At 67.3% G+C, this 18139-nt stretch carries 17 protein-coding genes; 14 read left to right on the top strand and 3 right to left on the bottom strand.

Annotation, left to right across the window (positions count from 1 at the left end; all coding sequences use genetic code 11):
• Window positions 1–217: 217 nt before the first annotated feature.
• The 4 genes from LGM56_RS13920 to LGM56_RS13905 all read left to right on the top strand — a co-directional run bounded on the left by LGM56_RS13920 (window position 218) and on the right by LGM56_RS13905 (window position 4372).
• Complete coding sequence (locus LGM56_RS13920; protein WP_089498948.1) at window positions 218–1567, top strand: reverse transcriptase family protein; 1350 nt, start codon at window positions 218–220, stop codon at window positions 1565–1567.
• Between the two features lie 327 nt (window positions 1568–1894).
• The gene (locus LGM56_RS13915; protein WP_089498947.1) at window positions 1895–2224 is read left to right on the top strand and encodes an H-NS family nucleoid-associated regulatory protein; all 330 of its coding nucleotides are present in this window, start codon (window positions 1895–1897) and stop codon (window positions 2222–2224) included.
• A gap of 297 nt (window positions 2225–2521) precedes the next feature.
• A complete protein-coding gene (locus tag LGM56_RS13910) occupies window positions 2522–3769 on the top strand; it encodes an MFS transporter (RefSeq protein ID WP_089498946.1) in 1248 nt (415 codons plus the stop codon).
• 51 nt (window positions 3770–3820) lie between these two features.
• Window positions 3821–4372 (top strand): DNA-binding protein, encoded by a 552-nt coding sequence (locus LGM56_RS13905; RefSeq protein ID WP_226205186.1) that lies wholly within the window; start codon window positions 3821–3823, stop codon window positions 4370–4372.
• 148 nt (window positions 4373–4520) lie between these two features.
• On the opposite strand, the gene LGM56_RS13900 is transcribed toward LGM56_RS13905, so the two are convergent.
• Together LGM56_RS13900 and LGM56_RS13895 are read right to left on the bottom strand one after the other, a co-directional pair.
• Window positions 4521–5630, bottom strand: coding sequence for a polyamine ABC transporter substrate-binding protein (locus LGM56_RS13900; protein WP_226205297.1), 1110 nt, complete (start codon window positions 5628–5630; stop codon window positions 4521–4523).
• 241 nt (window positions 5631–5871) lie between these two features.
• Window positions 5872–6072, bottom strand: coding sequence for a hypothetical protein (locus LGM56_RS13895; protein ID WP_373452579.1), 201 nt, complete (start codon window positions 6070–6072; stop codon window positions 5872–5874).
• Window positions 6073–6322: 250 nt separating this feature from the next.
• On the opposite strand from LGM56_RS13895, the gene LGM56_RS13890 reads away from it, so the two are divergent.
• The 9 genes from LGM56_RS13890 to LGM56_RS13850 all read left to right on the top strand — a co-directional run bounded on the left by LGM56_RS13890 (window position 6323) and on the right by LGM56_RS13850 (window position 16147).
• Window positions 6323–6913 carry a UTRA domain-containing protein gene (locus tag LGM56_RS13890; protein ID WP_226205184.1) on the top strand — a complete coding sequence of 197 codons (591 nt, stop codon included), beginning with the start codon at window positions 6323–6325 and terminating at the stop codon, window positions 6911–6913.
• A 223-nt stretch (window positions 6914–7136) separates the two neighbouring features.
• Entirely contained in the window at window positions 7137–7940 is an 804-nt protein-coding gene (locus tag LGM56_RS13885) for a transporter substrate-binding domain-containing protein (RefSeq protein WP_319000758.1), read from the top strand.
• A gap of 4 nt (window positions 7941–7944) precedes the next feature.
• Window positions 7945–8679 (top strand): ABC transporter permease, encoded by a 735-nt coding sequence (locus tag LGM56_RS13880; protein WP_089498942.1) that lies wholly within the window; start codon window positions 7945–7947, stop codon window positions 8677–8679.
• Entirely contained in the window at window positions 8676–9443 is a 768-nt protein-coding gene (locus tag LGM56_RS13875) for an ABC transporter permease (RefSeq protein WP_226205180.1), read from the top strand. Before LGM56_RS13880 ends, LGM56_RS13875 begins: the two co-directional genes overlap by 4 nt.
• 26 nt (window positions 9444–9469) lie before the next feature.
• Window positions 9470–10852 carry an LLM class flavin-dependent oxidoreductase gene (locus LGM56_RS13870; RefSeq protein WP_226205177.1) on the top strand — a complete coding sequence of 461 codons (1383 nt, stop codon included), beginning with the start codon at window positions 9470–9472 and terminating at the stop codon, window positions 10850–10852.
• Window positions 10853–10953: 101 nt separating this feature from the next.
• Window positions 10954–12525, top strand: coding sequence for a sugar ABC transporter ATP-binding protein (locus LGM56_RS13865; protein WP_226205174.1), 1572 nt, complete (start codon window positions 10954–10956; stop codon window positions 12523–12525).
• Window positions 12522–13580, top strand: coding sequence for an ABC transporter permease (locus tag LGM56_RS13860; RefSeq protein WP_226205172.1), 1059 nt, complete (start codon window positions 12522–12524; stop codon window positions 13578–13580). Before LGM56_RS13865 ends, LGM56_RS13860 begins: the two co-directional genes overlap by 4 nt.
• Window positions 13581–13747: 167 nt before the next feature.
• A complete protein-coding gene (locus tag LGM56_RS13855) occupies window positions 13748–14818 on the top strand; it encodes a substrate-binding domain-containing protein (RefSeq protein ID WP_226205169.1) in 1071 nt (356 codons plus the stop codon).
• Window positions 14819–15265: 447 nt separating this feature from the next.
• Window positions 15266–16147: a hypothetical protein gene (locus LGM56_RS13850; protein ID WP_226205167.1), complete on the top strand. Its 882-nt coding sequence runs from the start codon at window positions 15266–15268 to the stop codon at window positions 16145–16147.
• 355 nt (window positions 16148–16502) lie between these two features.
• Here LGM56_RS13850 and LGM56_RS13845 read toward each other — a convergent pair whose 3' ends face one another.
• Window positions 16503–17483, bottom strand: a complete 981-nt coding sequence (locus LGM56_RS13845) for a helix-turn-helix domain-containing GNAT family N-acetyltransferase (RefSeq protein WP_226205165.1) — start codon at window positions 17481–17483, stop codon at window positions 16503–16505.
• Window positions 17484–17752: 269 nt separating this feature from the next.
• Here LGM56_RS13845 and LGM56_RS13840 point away from each other — a divergent pair, with 269 nt between their 5' ends.
• Window positions 17753–18127 (top strand): S26 family signal peptidase, encoded by a 375-nt coding sequence (locus LGM56_RS13840; RefSeq protein ID WP_226205164.1) that lies wholly within the window; start codon window positions 17753–17755, stop codon window positions 18125–18127.
• Window positions 18128–18139: the final 12 nt, after the last annotated feature.

Here is an 18139-nt window from a genome sequence, read left to right as displayed (position 1 = left end):
GGTTTGACACGCCGCGTTCGCGGCCATTAAAGTCGCATCGCGGGCCGGTGGGTCAAGCACACGCCCGGAACAGGCAGCCGATGTTCCAGGACTACGGGGCTACCCCGTGGATGAGATTGACACCCCGATGCGTCGCAAGGGGCCGGGTTGCGCGTGGCGTAACGCCTCCCCTCGCAGCACCAGTCACGTTGGCTCATCGTCCCGCCCATCTTTCTCCATGCATTCATCCCTGCGCGATACCACCCGCACGATTGCCGAGGCGATGCTCGCCGGGACGCCCGAGCGCGGTGGCGTCATCGCGCGTATGGCTGCCGTGCTAGGCGGCGCGCAGCCGTGGGCGCACGAATGCGCGGACGTCGCGCTCGCCCGCTTCGGCGCGAACTGGGACGACGTCGACATCGACGTGCTTGCGGCGGTTCTGGCCGATGCGGCCGCGTTCGTGCGCGCCTGGTATCGCGAGGATCGGCCGGCCGTGATCCGCGTCATACGGCGTCCCCCCGTCCAGCAACCCTTGCCGGCGCCGCTCGCCGGCTGCGACGTGCCGCAATGGGCGACGCCCGGCGATCTGGCCGGCTGGCTCGGCGTGAGCGCGCCGGCGCTCGACTGGCTGTCCGACCACTGGCGCGTCGACGCGCGCAGCAGCGCCACGCCGTTGCATCACTACACGTACGTGGCGCACGACAAGCGCAGCGGCGGCAGCCGCCTCGTCGAAATCCCGAAAGGCCGGCTGCGCGAAGCACAGCGCCGCATCCTGCACGGGCTGCTCGATCGCATCGCGCCGCACGGTGCGGTACACGGCTTTCGCAAGGGGCACGGGATCGTGTCGTTCGCGGCGCCCCATGCGGATCGCGACGTCGTCGTCCGGTTCGATCTCGCGGATTTCTTCGTATCGATACGCGCCGCCCGCGTGCACGCGCTGTTCGTCACGCTCGGGTACCCGGTCGAAGTCGCGCGCATGCTCACCGGGCTGTGCACCAACCGCGTGCCGTCCGCACGGCTGCTCGCGCCGGACCTGCGCGACCGGTTCGACTGGATCGGCCGCCAGCGTTATCGAGAGCGGCATCTGCCGCAGGGCGCGCCCACGTCGCCGGCGCTGGCGAACCTGAGCGCGTTCCGGTTCGACATGCGGCTCGCCGCGCTCGCGCGTTCGCTCGGTGCAACCTACACGCGCTATGCCGACGATCTCGCCTTCTCCGGCGGCGGCACGCTGGCGCGCGAGGTCGAACGGCTGCAGATCCGGGTCGCCGCGATCGCGCTCGAGGAAGGCTTTGCGCTGCAACTGCGCAAGACGCGCGTGATGCGGCGCGGTACGCGGCAGCAACTGGCCGGCGTGGTCGTCAATCGTCATCCGAACCTGGCGCGCGATGCGTTCGATCTCCTGAAGGCCATCCTGACCAACTGCATCCGCAGCGGCCCGGCGTCGCAGAATCGCGATGCGCACCCGGACTTTCGCGCGCATCTCGCCGGGCGTGTCGCGCATGCGGCCGCGCTGAACGCGGCGCGCGGCGCGAAGCTGCGCGCGCTGTTCGACCGGATCCAGTGGGACGCCCGCGACGTCGGCCAGTAATCCGACGTATCCGCATCGACGCCGGCCGACGACTTCTGCAACACGACGCCGAGCACTGCTATCATTCGCGCCATGCCGCGCCAGTGCCATGGTGCGACGCTTACTTGCCGCAGCCGTTCGCCGTGCCTTCGACCATGGCGGGCTGCGCGTTGCCGGCCCGGTCCTGTCTGCCATTGATTGACGCGCGGCGTCGTTTAGTGCGTATCGCGCAAGCCATGCCGGCTCCGGCAAACGATTCAGACATTTGACAGCCCCCATCGGCGGAACTTCATGGTAGGTTCCGCCATCGGAGCTTTTTGCGAAAACATGCCCAAAGAGGATGAATACATGACCCAGGCCCTGCAGGAACTCGAAGCACAACTTCGGGACCTGAACATCAAGCTGTCGGATGCGAAGCAGAAGGAGAAGCAGGCCGCGCTCGCGGCATTCAAGGAACAGGTCGAGCTTTTGGGAATTTCGCAGCAGGAAGTGCTGAGCGCGCTCGGTTACATCGTTCAGCGAAAACGCAAGGCGCCTGCCAAGTACTACGATCCGTCGACCGGCCGCTCGTGGTCGGGCCGCGGCCCGCGCCCGAAATGGCTCGAAGGCAAGGATCTCGATACGCTCGCCGTCGACCGCGAGGCCAAGACCTGGTGGCCCGGCGACGATCAAGGCTGATGCCGGCCGGGCCGCGAGGCCGCCCGGCGCCGTCCGGTTCGCGCCAGCGGGCCGGCCGGTAACACGCCGCCTTCATGCTGTCTTTCATCCGGTGTCCGGCCTGACCGCGACATCACCGGCTTCGCCGCCGACACCGGATCGCCGTTTTTCCCTCCCGTTCATTCCCCGCCAATTCCCGCTCGCCGTCCTGCAAGCGGGCGCCGACGCGCGCGCGATCCATTTTCACCGGGGGGCTGCCGGCCCGTCGCTCACGGGCACAGGCTTTAAAATGTCGCCGGACAATCGTGGCAGGACACCATGGCAGCAAACATAGAATCTTCGACGCTCGGCGGCCCGCCGGCCCCGCGCGTGGAGCAGGTCGGCGCGTACGCGTGGAAAGCGCTGGCCGGATCGGCGATCGGCTATGCGATGGACGGCTTCGACCTGCTGATCCTCGGCTTCATGCTGCCGGCGATCACGGCGGCGCTGCATCTGACGCCCGGGCAGGGCGGCGCGCTGGTCACGTGGACGCTGATCGGCGCCGTCGCGGGCGGTATCCTGTTCGGTGCATTGAGCGACCGATACGGGCGGGTGCGCGTGCTGACCTGGACGATCCTGCTGTTCGCGATCTTCACCGGGCTGTGCGCGTTCGCCCAGGGCTTCGAGGATCTGCTCGTGTACCGCACCATCGCGGGCATCGGGCTCGGCGGCGAGTTCGGGATCGGCATGGCGCTCGCGGCGGAAGCGTGGCCGGCGAGCAAACGCGCACGCGTGTCGTGCTACGTCGCGCTCGGCTGGCAGGCCGGCGTATTGCTGGCGGCCCTGCTGACGCCATTCCTGCTGCAGCACATCGGCTGGCGCGGGATGTTCGTGGTCGGCGTGCTGCCCGCGCTGCTCGCGTGGGCGATGCGCAACAGGCTGCACGAGCCTGAAGCGTTCGTGCAACGCGCAGCGCAGCCGAAGGCCAACGCGTTCCGCCTGCTCGTCGCGGACGGCCGCACCGCGCGCACGAGCGTCGGCATCGTGATCCTGTGCTCGGTCCAGAACTTCGGCTACTACGGGATCATGATCTGGCTGCCGACCTTCCTGTCGAAACAGATGGGCTTCTCGCTGACGAAGTCGGGGCTGTGGACCGCGGCGACGGTCGTCGGGATGATGATCGGCGTCTGGGTGTTCGGGCAACTGGCCGACCGCATCGGGCGCAAGCCGACGTTCCTGCTGTACCAGCTCGGCGCGGTCGTGACGGTCCTCGCGTATGCGCGGCTGTCGGATCCGACCGCGATGCTGTGGGCCGGGGCGCTGATGGGCATGTTCGTCAACGGGATGGTCGGCGGCTACGGGACGCTGATGTCGGAAGGCTATCCGACGGCCGCACGCGCCACCGCGCAGAACGTGCTGTGGAACATCGGCCGCGCGGTCGGCGGCTTCGGCCCGGTCGCGGTCGGCGCGCTGGCCGCGCACTACTCGTTCCAGACGGCCATCGCGCTGCTCGCCGGCCTGTACGTGCTCGACATGGTCGCGACGCTGTTCCTGATTCCCGAGCTCAAGGGCGTCGAGCTCGAATGAGCGCGACCATCGCGCACCACCCAACGACCAACGACTTCACTGAAAATTTCGATGCAACAGAAGAACAAGACGATCGGCGTGATGGGCTCGGGCAAGGAGCCGTGGCTCGCGTTTTCGGAGCCGCTCGGCGCCTGGCTCGCGCAGGCCGGTTTCAACCTGCTGACGGGCGGCGGGCAGGGCGTGATGCTGGCGGTCGCGCGCGCGTTCGCCGGCGTGCCGGGGCGGGCCGGCCGGTCGATCGGCATCCTGCCGACGCAGGCCGATCCGCTCGCGGGCTTCGTGCCGCTCGACGGCTATCCGCATCCGTTCGTCGACATCCCGATCCTCACGCCGCTGCCGCGCCGCGAGCCGGGCGCCGCCCCGGATACGATCAACCGCAACTACGTGAACGTGCTGAGCAGCGACCTGATCGTCGCGCTGCCGGGCGGCCACGGCACGGCCGAGGAGATCGCGCTCGCGCGGCGCTGGCGCAAGCCGCTCATCTGCCTCGGGCCGGACGGTGCGTTTCGCGAACTCGCGGCGGGCGCCACATGCACGTCGTCGCTCGACGACGTGATCCGCTTCGCGGAACACGCGTTTTCGGCGGAGCAGGCGTTGCGATAGTTCGCGCGGCCGGTTCGACTACTGTCGTCGCGATGCGCGCGTGGCAGGGTCGGCCCGCTGGCACGCGATGTCCCCGGTTTCGAGGCGACGGCGTGGCGCCGGCGCGCGCCAGCCGCCGGCGGCACGATGCGTTACCGCGGCGCGCGGTTCAGCGCCCCGTCTTCAACTGCGCCCACAGCCGGTTCTGCAGCCGGCGAATCTCCGGCGGCATCGGCTTGAGCAGCGTCATCTTGCTCAGCACCTCGTCGGGCGGATACACCGACGAATCGCGCGCGATCGCGGGCTTCACGTACTGGCGCGCGGCCTTGTTCGCGGTCGGATAGAACACCGCGTTGGTGATGCCGGCATTGACCTTCGGATCCTGCACGTAGTTGATCCACTTCAATGCGGCGTCGCGGTTCGGCGCGTCCTTCGGGATCACCATCATGTCGAACCACAGCAGCCCGCCTTCCTTCGGGTTCGCGAAGCCGATCTCGTACGGGCGCTTCGCTTCGGCGGCACGACGGTGCGCGATGCCGACGTCGCCCGAATAGCCGAACGCCACGCACAGGTCGTTGTTCGCGAGATCGTTGATGTAGCCCGACGAGTTGAACTGCGTGATGTACGGGCGCACCTTCTTCAGCACCTCGTACGCGGCGCGGTAGTCGGCCGGGTTCGTGCTGTTCGGATCCCTGCCCATGTACTGCAGCGTGGCCGCGAACACGTCGACGGCCTGGTCGAGGAACGACACGCCGCAACTCTTCAGCTTCGCCATGTTGGCCGGATCGAACACCAGCGCCCAGCTGTCGACCGGCGCCTTGTCGCCGAGCGCCTTCTTCACGGCCTGCACGTTGTAGCCGATGCCGTCGGTGCCGTACGCCCACGGCACGCCGTACCGATTGCCCGGATCGGCATCGGCAACCATCTTCATCAGCAGCGGATCGAGGTTCGCGAGGTTCGGCAGTTTCGACTTGTCGAGCGGCTGGTAGACGCTCGCCTGGATCTGCTTGGCCATGTAGTTCGACGTCGGCACGACGACGTCGTAGCCGGAATTCCCCGACATCAGCTTTGCCTGCAGCGTGTCGTCGCTGTCGTAGTTGTCGTAGCGGACGTGCAGGCCCGTCTGCTTCTGGAAGGTCGGGATCGTGTCCGGCGCGATGTAGTCGGACCAGTTGTAGATGTTCAGTTCGCCGGCCGCGTGGGCGGTCGTGCCGGCAGCCGCGGCGGCCGACAGGATGGCGGCGGTCGCAAGGGCGCGGCGAAGCGTGCGGATTCGCATAACGGAGTCTTCCATTTCGGTGCGCGTAGCGAGCCGCAAGGCGCGGGTCGTGGCGCGATGGTTCATCGGATGAAGCGGGCGTGCGCGACCGTCGCTCGCGGCGAGCGAGCGTGGTGCACGGCGATCAGGAGTCCGTTCGATCAGGAGCCGGCTTGCACGGAAACGCAGTGCGAGCCGATCCTGTCACCGGTCGGTTGACACGGCGAATGGGTCGAACGGAGTCAGGGAAAGTGGCGGGGCGCTAAGGCAGTAGCGATGCCACGTCGTCGGTATGGATCGCGACGTACGCACGCGCGGCGACGGCGTTGTGGCGGCGAACGGAGCGGCGGGACAGGATGGTGTAGATCGACAGCGGCAGGCGAGGGCTTGGGCCGCCGCCACTGTCGTCGGAGGACGCGATCGTAGCGCGCAGGTTTCGCGCATCGCCTCGTCTCCACCGCACCAGCGGGCCACGGAATCTCACGATTACTCTCGACCGGGTTGTTGAAAGTATTGAACACCTGACGATTCGCCGGCGGCTGCCGTTTCAGGTTTCGGTCATCGCATGCGCCGCGCGGCGGCATCGGTTTCGTGACGCGAATTGAAAGCTTGGCGGACACCTGAATCGCCGTAACATGACGCTTCCATGAATCATCAGGTAAATCGCTGTAAGGATGTCTCCGGATTTTCCCTAGGCGTTCGAAGGCCGATGAATGCGTTCGGGTGTGATGGCGAGGGTGGGTGACCGGCTCGAAGTGATGAGAATATTCGACGGTTTTCTGCCGCGATCGTCACCGGGCGAGCGTCGGAAAGGCCGTCGAAAGCCCCCGGTGACAAGGTGGGTCAGGTCGGGCGCGCATGCGTCGGCCTGTCGCCCGTCGGCGAAAGCCGTTTCGCACAAGACGGGCCTTCGACACGCGTTCTCGACCGACGTGACGCGCTGCATCTATCTCGAACGCCTGCACTGGGTCGACGACGAGCCCATCGCGCTCGCGCAGATCTGCCTGCTGCCCGATGCCGGAATCGTCACCTTCGAGCAGGCGCGGCAAATGTCGACCTACGAGGTACTCGAGGGCGTGCTGGGCTGGCGCATCACGGATGCGGACATGTCGGTCACGGCCATTGGTTCTCCGATGGAAGTCGCAGCGCACCTCCGGATTGCCTTGCACGCGCCATTGCTCGTATTGCGGCGTACGTCGCGCCTGTCGGATGGCCGCACGTGCGAATCCACGGTATTCCATATCCGCCCCGAGCGTTTCGATCTCGTGGTGCGAAGCGGTGTGGAAGCGAAGTTCGTCGGTTGAGGGGCCGTCGACCCGGCGTTCTCCGGAATCAAGAGACGCCGGAATTCGAGGCCGACGGTTTGAGTAGTCCTGGCCTCAGGCACGTAGGGCAGCGGCATATCTTCCGATCAGATATCCATCGAAAAAATAACCATTTGGTACACGCATCGGCAGGCACTAAAGTCACGCATCCCGATGCCGGTGCGACACCGGCGATGTCGACGTTATCCGAGAAGTCTGCCAAATGAATCGCTTGATGCCCTCAACGGTCCGCCGCGCCGCGGCCGCGCTGTTCGTAATCGGTCTTTTGCCGGCCGCCCACGCGGCGCAACCGACGCTGCGCGTCGGCATCGACGCCGAGTCGTACCCGCCGTTCTTCTCGAAGGATGCCACCGGCAAGTGGAAGGGCTGGGAGGTCGACCTGCTCGACGCGGCATGCAGCAAGCTCAATGTACGTTGCGAACTCACCGACATCGCATGGGACGGGCTGATCCCTGCGCTGCAGAACCGCAAGATCGACGTGATCTGGTCGTCGATGACGATCACCGGCGAACGACAGAAGGCGATCGACTTCAGTCGTGCTTATTATGAGTCGCCGACGGTTTTCGTCGGCGCAAAAAGCGATCGGCGCCGCGTCGATTGCGCGGTGCCGGCCACCTTCAAGGATCGCGTGATCGGCGTGGAGGCGGGCACGAACTTCTCGGCGTTCCTCGATGCACGTTTCAAGCGCGACGCCCAGATCAAGGCGTTCGATAAATTCGACAACGCGCTCGCGGATCTGGTCTCGGGCCGGGTCGATTACGTGCAGGAAGCGAAGGGCTTGTTCACGGCCTTCCTGTCGTCGCGTGACGGCAAGGATTTCGAGGTCAAGGCCACCTGCGCGGACAACCCCGTGCTGGGTCTCGGCATCGGCGCGGGCGTGCGTCAAGGCGATGCATGGCGCGGCCGGTTGTCGACCGTGATCGCGCAACTGCAGCAGGACGGCACGTGGGATGCGATCACCGCACGCTATCCGAACCTGAAGGGTACGATCGAGAAGGGTCGCTGAGCCGATGACCGCGGACGATTCGCTGCTGGCATTGCTTGCGTTCGGCGACGGCGGTTACGGGCGCATCTTCGCCGGCGCGTTCGCACTGACGCTCGGCGTCGCGTCTGCGTCGTTCTGCGCCGGGACGCTGCTCGGCATCGCGGGCGCGCTCGGCAAGCTGTCGCGGCACGCCCCGCTCGCTTGGCTGGCACGGCTCTACACGACACTCGTGCGCGCGCTGCCCGAACTGTTGTGCCTGCTGCTCGCGTTCTATGCGGTCGCACCTGCGCTCGAGTCCGCGTTGCACGGCAGCGGCCTGGTGCCCGACGGCTTCGCATTCGATCCGTTCATCGTGGCCGCGTTGTCGCTCGGCTTCATCCAGGGCGCCTATCTGACCGACATCTTCCGCGCGGCGCTCGTCAACGTGCCGGTCGGGCAGATCGAGGCCGCGCACGCGTACGGAATGAGCCCGTGGCAAACGTTGACCCGCATCCGGCTTCCGGTTGCGGCGCGGCTCGCGCTGCCGGGCGTCGGCAACGTGTGGCTGAACGCGACCAAGGATGCGTCGTTCATCAGCGTGCTCGGGTCTTTCACGGATCTGCTGAAGGCGAGCCAGCTCGCCGCCGGTGCGACGCGGCATTACGTTTTCTTTTACCTGGTCACGGCCGCGCTGTTCCTGTTGTTGAGCGTCGCGTCGACGGGCCTTTTCGCGATGCTCGAACGTTACGTGAATCGTGGTACGAGGCGCGCCTGCGCATGAGTTTTTCGCTGACGTTCCTGCTCGACACGGTGATGCCGAAGCTGCTCGCCGCGGTGCCGACGACCCTGGCGTTGCTGCTGTTGTCGGGTATCGCCAGCGTGGCGATCGGCATTCCGCTCGCGCTGGCGGCGGGTTCGCGTCACGCACCCTGCCGCTGGCCCGCGCGCGGCTGGATCATGCTGGTTCGCGGTACACCGCTGCTGGTGCAGCTTTATCTGCTGTATTACGGCTTCGGCCAGATCGTCCCGCGCGAATGGATGCGCGACAGCTGGGCGTCGCCGCTGTTGCGCGACGCGTTCTGGTATGCGGTCGTCGCGTTGAGCGTGAACGAGGGCGCCTATGTCGCGACGATCCTGCGCGGCGCGATTGCCGGGGTGCCGGCCGGCGAGATCGAGGCCGGCTTGGCATACGGAATGACGCGGGCGGGTGTACTGCGCCGGATCGTCGGTCCGCGTGCGTGGCGACTCGCGCTGCCGGCGCTCACCGGCGAAGCGATCCTGCTGCTGAAGTCGACCGTTCTCGCGTCGACCGTCACGGTGTTCGACGTGATGGGGACGGCCAATACGCTTCGTTTTGAAACCTTGCGCGTTTATGAGCCGCTCGCGGGCGCGGCGATCGTCTATGTCGTGCTGGTCGCGCTGCTGACGATTCCCGCCGCCCGTCTCGAGAAACACCTCAACCGCTACCTGACGCGCGAGCCCGACGATCGCCCGCCCGCACGGCGCCGCCGCGCATCGTCCGGCGCGTGGGCGGCACCCAACTGATGCCTGCTTTTGCACTGAACACGACGATGTCCGATCCTCGCCCCTTGCTGTTTTCCCTTTACGAACAGGCCAGCGTCGGCTGCGGCGGTGCGCCGAGCCTGTGGACCCATCCCGCCGACGAACGGCTGCGCGCGAACACGCTCGCGTTCTGGTCGAACCTCGCGCGTACGGCCGAACAGGCCGATCTCGACATGCTGTTCTTCGCGGACGTGCTCGGCCTGTATGACGTCCATGGCGGGTCGGCCGACGCGGCGGTCCAGTGGGCGGTCGAGGCGCCCGCGAACGATCCGATGATGCTGATTCCGGCGCTCGTCGCGCAGACCGAGCGGATCGCGTTCGGGGTGACCGCGAGCACGACGTATGAACATCCATTCGCGCTCGCGCGGCGCTTCAGCACGCTCGACCACCTGAGCAACGGCCGGATCGGCTGGAACATCGTGACGTCCTATCTGACGAGCGCGGCGCGCAACTTCGGGCTCGACCGGATGATCGGCCACGACGAACGCTACGCACGTGCGGAGGAGTTTCTCGACGTGGCCTACAAGCTGTGGGAAGGGAGCTGGGCGGACGACGCGGTCGTCGCCGACAAGCGCGAGCCGCGCTACGCGCGCGGCGACCGTGTGCGGCCGATCGCGCACGAAGGCGCGCATTATCGCGTGCGTGGCCCGCACGTCTGTGCGCCGTCGCCGCAGCGCTCGCCGGTGCTGATCCAGGCCGGCTGGTCCGGGCGCGGGCGTGAGTTCGCGGCGAAGCACGCTGAGGTGGTGTTCGTCGCGAAGTCGAATCCGCACGAGATTCGCACCGGCCTCGATGAAATCCGGCGGCTGGCGGTCGGAAACGGCCGGGCAGCGGAGGATGTGAAGGCGCTCACGGTGCTGCGGATCGTGACGGCGCGTTCGTCGGCCGACGCGAAGGAGAAGTACCACGCGCTGCAGCAGCACTATCACCTGCAGGCTCAACTCGTCAGCTATGCGGGCGATACCGGCATCGACATCGATCGCTATGCGGACGACGAGCCGTTGACGACGCAAACGGAAGGGCTCACGTCCTACGTGGTGCGGCCGGACGGCAGCGGCAAGCCGCTCACTGCCGGCGACGTGCGGCGCAAGTTCGCGAATGTCACGCGCGGCACCGACCTGATCCTCGTCGGCTCGCCCGACGAAGTCGCCGACCAGCTCGCCGAGCATGCGCGGCAATCGACGACGAGCGGCTACATGCTCAATCCGCTCATCAGCCCGGGTACGCTCGACGATTTCGCCGAACTGATCGTGCCGGAACTGAAAAAGCGCGGTCTTTACCGAGCGACGCCGGCGAGCGGCACCTTCCGTTCACGGCTGAGCGGAAGGGACCGCCTGCCCGACACCGCCTATGGCGCTTCGTTCCGGTTTCCGGTGCCGGAAGCGGGCTGACGAGCCGATCAATACCGGACGACCCTCAGTGGAGTTGCGTGACATGACCCACGACGACCTGTTTCTCCTGCAACCGCATCGCGCCGTCCGGAATCTTCGGTATGAATAGCGCGACGAACGAGACGATGGACGTGACGCGCGACGATCGGCCCCATCGATCGACGTTACCGCCTGTCCTGAGCGCCACGGGCGTCGCGAAGCGCTTCGACGCGACCGTCGCGCTGGCGGCGCTCGACCTGTCGATCGGCGCCGGCGAAGTCGTCGCGTTGATGGGCGCGAACGGCGCGGGCAAGTCGACCTTCGTCAAGATCCTGAGCGGCGCGCTGCAAGCGGACGGCGGCACGCTGACGCTGCGCGGCGAACCCTATCGGCCGGCGTCGCCGCACGCGGCCAAGCGACTCGGCGTCGCGACCGTGCACCAGTCGGTGGCCGACGCCGTCGTGCCGACGCTGTCGATCGCCGACAACCTGCTGCTCGACCGGCTGTGCGACCCGGCCTCGCCGTGGCGTGCGCCGCCGGCCGCACGGCGCGCGGCGGCGCGATCGCTCGCCGCGCGGGTCGGGCTCGACGTCGACCTGGCCGCACCGCTCGCCTCGCTGTCGCTGGCCGACCAGCAGCGCGTGACCCTGGCGCGTGCGCTGGCCGGGCAGCCATCATTGCTGATTCTCGACGAGCCGACCGCCAGCCTGTCGGCGGCGGAGGCCGAGCGGCTGTTCGTGCTGGTGGACGCGTTGCGCCGCGACGGCGTCGCCATCCTGCTGGTGTCGCATCGGCTCGGCGATTTGCGCCGCATCGCCGATCGCGCGGCGATCGTCCGCGACGGGCGGATCGTCGCCGACCTGGCCGCGCCGATCGATTTCGACGCCGCGGTGGAAACGATGATCGGCCGGCCGTTGCCGCGTACGCGTGCACCGGTGCCGGAGCGTGCCGGGCTGGCCGGAGCCGGGGTAGGCTCAGGCTCAGGCCCAGGTTTCAGCGTGCGGCAGATGCGGCTGACGCCGACCAGTACTCCGTTCGATCTCGATGTGCAGCGCGGCGAGATCGTCGCGATCGCGGGCCCCGTCGGCGGCGGCAAGTCGCGCTTCGCGCGGACGATCTTCGGCGCGGTGCGGGCGGCGGCCGGCGAGATGACGCTCGACGGCCGGACATGGCGGCCACGTTCGCCGGCCGACGCGATTCGCGCCGGCGTATTCCTGGCCGGCGAGGACCGCTGGCGTACGTCGTTGTTTCCCGACAGCGTTCCGTTCGCGTCGATCGCGGGCACGATCGGCTTTCCGTTCCTGTCGCGCTGGTTCGCGAGCGGCGCGGTGCGCCGGGCGCGCGAACGCACGGCGGCCGCGACGGCGATCGCGCGGTTCGGCATTCGCTGCGACGGGCCCGACGATCGCGTCGCGCACCTGTCCGGCGGCAACCAGCAGAAGGTCGTGCTCGCGCGCTGGCACGCCGAGCCGGCGCGGCTGTTGCTGCTCGACGAGCCGTTCCAGGGCATCGATGCAGGCGCGCGCGCCGATATCGTCGATACGCTGCGGCGTCATGCGCATGAGCGCACGACGATCGTGTTCGTCAGCGATCTCGAGGAAGCGGCCGAGATCGCCGATCGTATCGTGCGGTTCGATCGCGCGACGCTCGATTGCCCGCCTCCCCCTTCTTCCATCGTGCGTGCCTGCTCATGAAACCCGTGACTTCTTCCGCTGTCCGCCATGCCGCATCCGTCGAACGGTCGTCGCGCCCCGGGCCGGCGCGCATCCGCGATGTGCTTGAACGGACGGGCATCCTGCTCGTGCTGGGCGTCCTCGTGGTCGTGTTCGCGCTCAGGGAGCCCGCGTTCCTGAACGTCGACAATCTGTTCAGCATCCTGCAGGCGGTGTCGATCGTCGCGTTGCTCGGCATCGGCGTGACGGTCACGCTCGCGGCCGGCGGCTTCGACCTGTCGGTCGGCAGCGTGGCCGCGACCGCGCAAATGGTCGCGAGCTACGTGCTGGTGGTCTGGCACGGCAGCGCATGGGCGGCCGTGCTCGCCTGCGTCGTGCTTGGCGTGGCCGCCGGCTTGTTCAACGGCTTGCTGATCACGCGGCTGCGCGTACCCGACCAGCTCGCGACGCTCGGCACGCTGTTCCTGCTGGCCGGCCTGCAGTTGATCCCGACCGGCGGCCGTTCGCTCGCGACCGGCTCCGTGCTGCCCGACGGCACGGACGCGACGGGCGTGTTCCCCGATGCGTTTCTTGCGCTCGGCCGGTTGCGCGTGTTCGACGTCGTACCGTTGCCGGTGCTGCTGCTCGCGGCGGTGACGGTGCTGGCCTGCATCACGATGGAAGCGACGCGCTGGGGCCGCGTGATCTATGCGATCGGCGGCAACGAAACGGCCGCGCGGCTGGCCGGCGCGCCGGCCGCGCGCTACCGCGTCGCCGCGTATGTCGTGTCGGGCGCGATCGCGTCGCTGGGCGGCGTGCTGATCGCCGCGCGGGTCGGCCGCGGCGACGTGAGCGCGGGCCACTCGCTGCTGCTCGATGCGGTGGCGGCGGCGCTGATCGGTTACGCGGTGTGGGGCGCGAAGCGGCCCAACGTATTCGGCACGGTCGTCGGGGCGGTGTTCGTCGGCGTGCTGCTCAACGGGCTCACGATGCTGAACGCACCCTACTACATGCAGGATTTCATCAAGGGCGTCCTGCTCGTGCTGGCCCTTGCATTTACGTTCGGCATCGGCCGCCGTACCGATGCCCGGGCGTGACGCGTGAGCTCGACGAGACTCAGCTCGGGCACCCACGGTCCGGAGAATCTTCAAGCAGGACGGTTTGTTATCCAAAGTAATATCCATTGCCGAATCGGTCGGTTTGAATTCGCGTGGCGCGCTGATAGATTGAGCCGATATCGTCCTTGTTTGGAGACAGACACGCCATGCGCTCGTTGCTTCGCCGAAAGTCGCGTATCGAACTGAAACTCGGTGCACTCGTGCTGGGCACCGCGCTCGTGTTCGGTGTGCCCAAGGCCCACGCCGGTCCGCTCAAGGGGGCGCCTGCGCCGTTCGACAAGGGCGGCGTGAAGATCGCGCTCGTCAACTACCTGTCGACCGGCGATTTCTTCCAGGCCTACGAAGCCGGCGCGCAGAAGCAGGCACGGGCGCTCGGCGTCGACCTGCGCATCTACGAAGGCCGGCAGGACGCAGCCGAGCAGCGCGAGCAGATTCAGCAGGCGATCAGCATCGGCGTGTCCGCGATCATCGTCAATCACGGTTTGCCGGAATCGCTGAAGGACGTCGTTCAGCGCGCGCTGGACAAAGGCATCAAGGTTGTCGCGTTCGACGTCGATCTCGCCAATCCGAAGGTGCCGCAGATCGAGCAGAACGATCGCGACCTGGCGAACCTGCTGCTGGATCAGGCGGTGAAGGACAACGGCGACGCGTTCGCGGCCGGGTACGTGTACGTGGCCGGATTCGCGCCGCTCGACCGGCGCGATGCCGCGTGGCGCGATTTCAAGCATGCGCACCCGAAGGTGCGGGAAAAGGCGCGCTGGGGCACCGTCGACAATCCGATCGCGCAATCGGTCGCGAACCAGGCGGCGGCCGTGTATCGCGCGAATCCCGACATTCGCGTCGTGTTCGCGCCGTACGACGAGTTCGCGCGCGGCGCGAAGCTCGCGGCGGACGAGGCCCGGCTCTCGTCGAAAATCCGCATCTACAGCGCGGACGTGTCGACGGCCGACATCGAGGCCATCCGCGCGCCGAACAGCGCGTGGGTCGCGACGGCCGCGACCAATCCGGCGGTCGTCGGCGCGGTGTCGGTGCGGGCCGCCGCGCTGCTGGTCGCAGGGCAGGACCCGGGCGCGCGCATCGCAGTGAAGCCGACGCTGATCACGCGTGACGATCTCGTGAAGAACGACATTCATACCGTGGCCGAACTCGCCGCGAAGTTTCCGGCGTTCCGCGCGAGCGGCGCGGCGACCGCCGCATGGATTCCGGCGGTCGACTGAGCGCCTCGGCGCGTAGCGCGCGACGATCACATTCTCGAGACGCGGACGCTGAAGTTGACCGCGCACGCGCCCGGTCGCGGCGGCGTGCGCGAGATCCGGCTACCTGGTGAGGTCGAGTGCCAACTTTCTGCGACATCTGCGGACGATTGCGGAACTGCTGTGCCTGTCGTGGCTGGCAACGGACGAACGGACATTTTTGTATATCCAGATGATGACGGGAAAATCGCGCAAGCAGGGCTGCTTGTGCCGGCCATGACGTACGCGAAGTGATGGGACTATTCGACGGTTTGCCGCCCGGATCGCCATGAACGATCATCGGAAGGCCAGTCGAAAGACCGGGATGACAAGGTTTGTAAAGTCGGACAGAATGCGTCGGCCTGTCGTGCGTTGGTGAAAGTCGTTCCGAAAAAGACAACCATCCGATCATCCCGACTGGGGGCCCGCGTTATGTCCCATCCCGTGTTTCTCGAGAGCCCGCCGTGGCCGCGCATGCCTGAAGGGCGCCAAGGCGAATTGAACGCCTATTTCGCGGCGGGCGGCCCGTCGCTCGAAGCGAATGCGTTCATTCCGCTGTTCTGGCGCGTGCTGTTCGGGCCCGACGACGTGCGCTTCGCGTATCGCATCGACGATTTCGACCCGGAAGACCAGGCTGACGAGCTCGACGAATATCTGGAAGGTGCGACGCCCGAGGAGCGCGACGCGCGCTATCCGTATCTGGTCACGACGAAGGCGAGCGCGCTGGCGCGCGCAGCCGCGCGCCGGGGCAACCTCGTCGATCTGCTCGGCGAGCGCTACCGTTCGATCTACGATGCATTCGTCGACTACGTCGCCACCGCGTTCGGTGAATTCGTGCTGATTCGCACGAGCGGATTGCCGGACGTGAGTGATACCACGGACGCATTTGCAACCGAACTTGCGCAGGTCGCGTTGCTGGAGCGGCAGAAGGATCCCGATGCCGGCCTGGCCCGCGAGATCCAGGAACTGCGCCGCGCGCCGGATGCCGACGCCGTCTGGCGAGTGACGGGATCGGGCGACGCGCATGCCGATACGCACCCGTGGCCGAGCCGTGCGCTGGTCGAAGCGTTTCCCGCTTGCGCGCCGCGCGCGCGGCGGGCGGCACCGATCCCGCGCGATCCGTCCGGCAAGCCACGCTATCGATCGAGAAACCGGCTGGACAATGTGCTCGAATGGGGCGCGGCCTGCCTCTTTGCCGCCGCATTCATCGGGACGTGGGTCACGACCAAGTCGATCTGGCTCGCGATCGGCGTGACCGCCGTCGTTACCGCGATACTCGTCTGGGGCATCGTGCGCGTGCAGCGCATCAAGTGATGCGCCGGCCGCGTGCCGTGTGGTCGCTCGCGTCCAGTTATCCTGCACGTTCGTCTTTTACATCGAGAGTGAGGCGTTCATCCGGTTGCGACGACGTGGTCTGCCGCAAATCCCGATGTAATCCCGGCAGGTCGTCCTGATTGCAACCGATCGGCTCGTACGATTTTAATGAGCACATTTTCATTTTTTAGCGTATGCGTCGCCCTGGCCTTGGCCGTCGCGTGGTCGATCGTGTTTCTGACAAGCATGCTCAGGAAGAAAGCAGTCGCCTGGGGTGACGTCAAGACGTGGATCAGGAACGTCTTCGATTCGCTCGTCGGGATGGGGTAGCGCGACGGAGCCGTCCCGTCGCCCCTCAATCGCCCGATGGCCCCGGCCGGCTGAAGCGCTGCTCGACCACCTCGGTTCCCCAATGCGTGCCCGCGGATTCGTCGGTCAGCGTGAAGCCGAACGACTCGTACAGATGGCGCGCCGAGTCCAGCCCCTTGAACGTCCACAGGTAAGTTTCGCGAAACCGCTGCGCGTCGACGAAGCGCATGGCTTCCGTCATGAGCCGGCGGCCGATGCCCGACCCGCGCAGCGCGTCGTTCACGATGAACCAGCGCAGATGCGCGATGCCGGTTGCCGGATCGCCGTCGATCGCGAGCGACGCGAGTGTCCGCCCGTCTTCCTGGCATAGCCAAAGCGCCTTGCCGTCGGCCGGTAGCGCACCGGCGAACTCGGCCAGCTCGGTCGCCACGCGTTTTTCGAAAAAGGCACCGAAGCCCCAGTGTTCCGAATAAAAGCGGGCGTGAAGGCTCGTTATATCGCCGATGCAGCCCGGTTGGTAACCTTCTCGGATCGCTGGCGCATCGAGCGCGGCGGCGGGCGCTTTCGCGGCGTTGTCCTGTGCGAGCGCATCGGCATACAGCGCGAGCGAGCGCAGCAGCGCCTGCTGGTCGGCGGGCACCATGCGGCGCAACGCATTCGATACCTGGTCCGTCGCGAACGTGTCGATTCTCTTCTGGAGCTTTTTCCCTTCGGCGGTCAGGTACAGCTCGATCGCGCGCGCATCGTCGCTCGACACGCGCCGCTCGACGACCCCGGCCGCCTCGAGCCGCGCGAGTTGCCGGCTCGTGTTCGATTTGTCCAGCCGCAGGATGTTGCCGAGATCGCGGGCGTTGATGCCGGGCGCCATCCCGATCTCGAGGATCGCGTGGACGGCCGACGGCGCCCAGTCGCTGTCGGCCAGCGTCGCGCGCATGAAGCCGAGCTCGCGAACCAGTTTGCGGGAGAAGTCGCGCAGCTCGAGGATCGTGGCTTCGCGAGGCTTGGCGGGCGCGTCGATGAGGTCCATGGGTGGCCTGGAAAGGTTGCGGATCGCAATCAATAATAGTTGCGGGTCGCAACTTGATCAAGGCGGATTTTCATGGGGACGGGTCGCACTGCGGGAGGTGTTTCCGGGGGGGCCGGTGTCGGAGCGAACCGGGGCGGCGACGAGTGGTACTGACGCGGATGGCGGCGTGCCGCGAACCGGACGCATACTGGGTGCATCCGGCCTGCCTGCCATGCGCGCACGGGCGTCGGCTGGCCATCGATCCGCGGCGGCGGACAACGGAGCTCACCATGAACCCTCTGAAGCCGATGACGATTGCATTGCTTGCCGGATGCGGCATCAGCGCGGGCGTGGCCCACGCGGCCGGCAGCATGGATGCGCCGCCGTGCAGCGCGGCGCATGCGGCGGACCCGGGCGGTGTCGCCGCGATGCCGGGCACGTCGGTACGCAGCTTTTCGACCGCCGGCTGCTCGGGCGCCGTGCTGCAGGGCGAGCGGGCCACCGCGACGGTCAACGGCGACCGGGTCGAGCTGCGGGACGGCACCGTCTATGTGAACGGCCGTTCGTACGGCGCCGTCGCGCCCGCGCAGACGGTCGAATACGAAGCCGCGCACGACCGGCGCACGCTGAAGGTCGACGGAGTCGTCCGCACGCCGGTGCGCTGACCCGCACGCAGG

The organism is Burkholderia sp. AU38729 (assembly GCF_020419725.1).
GTDB lineage: Bacteria > Pseudomonadota > Gammaproteobacteria > Burkholderiales > Burkholderiaceae > Burkholderia.
This window is presented reverse-complemented; position numbering and strand designations above follow the sequence as displayed.

Coding starts and splice junctions, on each gene's coding strand:
- LGM56_RS13920 (WP_089498948.1), top strand. CDS start 218: ATGCATTCATCCCTGCGCGATACCACCCGCACGATTGCCGAGGCGATG.
- LGM56_RS13915 (WP_089498947.1), top strand. CDS start 1,895: ATGACCCAGGCCCTGCAGGAACTCGAAGCACAACTTCGGGACCTGAAC.
- LGM56_RS13910 (WP_089498946.1), top strand. CDS start 2,522: ATGGCAGCAAACATAGAATCTTCGACGCTCGGCGGCCCGCCGGCCCCG.
- LGM56_RS13905 (WP_226205186.1), top strand. CDS start 3,821: ATGCAACAGAAGAACAAGACGATCGGCGTGATGGGCTCGGGCAAGGAG.
- LGM56_RS13900 (WP_226205297.1), bottom strand. CDS start 5,630: ATGCGAATCCGCACGCTTCGCCGCGCCCTTGCGACCGCCGCCATCCTG.
- LGM56_RS13890 (WP_226205184.1), top strand. CDS start 6,323: ATGCGTTCGGGTGTGATGGCGAGGGTGGGTGACCGGCTCGAAGTGATG.
- LGM56_RS13885 (WP_319000758.1), top strand. CDS start 7,137: ATGAATCGCTTGATGCCCTCAACGGTCCGCCGCGCCGCGGCCGCGCTG.
- LGM56_RS13880 (WP_089498942.1), top strand. CDS start 7,945: ATGACCGCGGACGATTCGCTGCTGGCATTGCTTGCGTTCGGCGACGGC.
- LGM56_RS13875 (WP_226205180.1), top strand. CDS start 8,676: ATGAGTTTTTCGCTGACGTTCCTGCTCGACACGGTGATGCCGAAGCTG.
- LGM56_RS13870 (WP_226205177.1), top strand. CDS start 9,470: ATGTCCGATCCTCGCCCCTTGCTGTTTTCCCTTTACGAACAGGCCAGC.
- LGM56_RS13865 (WP_226205174.1), top strand. CDS start 10,954: ATGAATAGCGCGACGAACGAGACGATGGACGTGACGCGCGACGATCGG.
- LGM56_RS13860 (WP_226205172.1), top strand. CDS start 12,522: ATGAAACCCGTGACTTCTTCCGCTGTCCGCCATGCCGCATCCGTCGAA.
- LGM56_RS13855 (WP_226205169.1), top strand. CDS start 13,748: ATGCGCTCGTTGCTTCGCCGAAAGTCGCGTATCGAACTGAAACTCGGT.
- LGM56_RS13850 (WP_226205167.1), top strand. CDS start 15,266: ATGTCCCATCCCGTGTTTCTCGAGAGCCCGCCGTGGCCGCGCATGCCT.
- LGM56_RS13845 (WP_226205165.1), bottom strand. CDS start 17,483: ATGGACCTCATCGACGCGCCCGCCAAGCCTCGCGAAGCCACGATCCTC.
- LGM56_RS13840 (WP_226205164.1), top strand. CDS start 17,753: ATGAACCCTCTGAAGCCGATGACGATTGCATTGCTTGCCGGATGCGGC.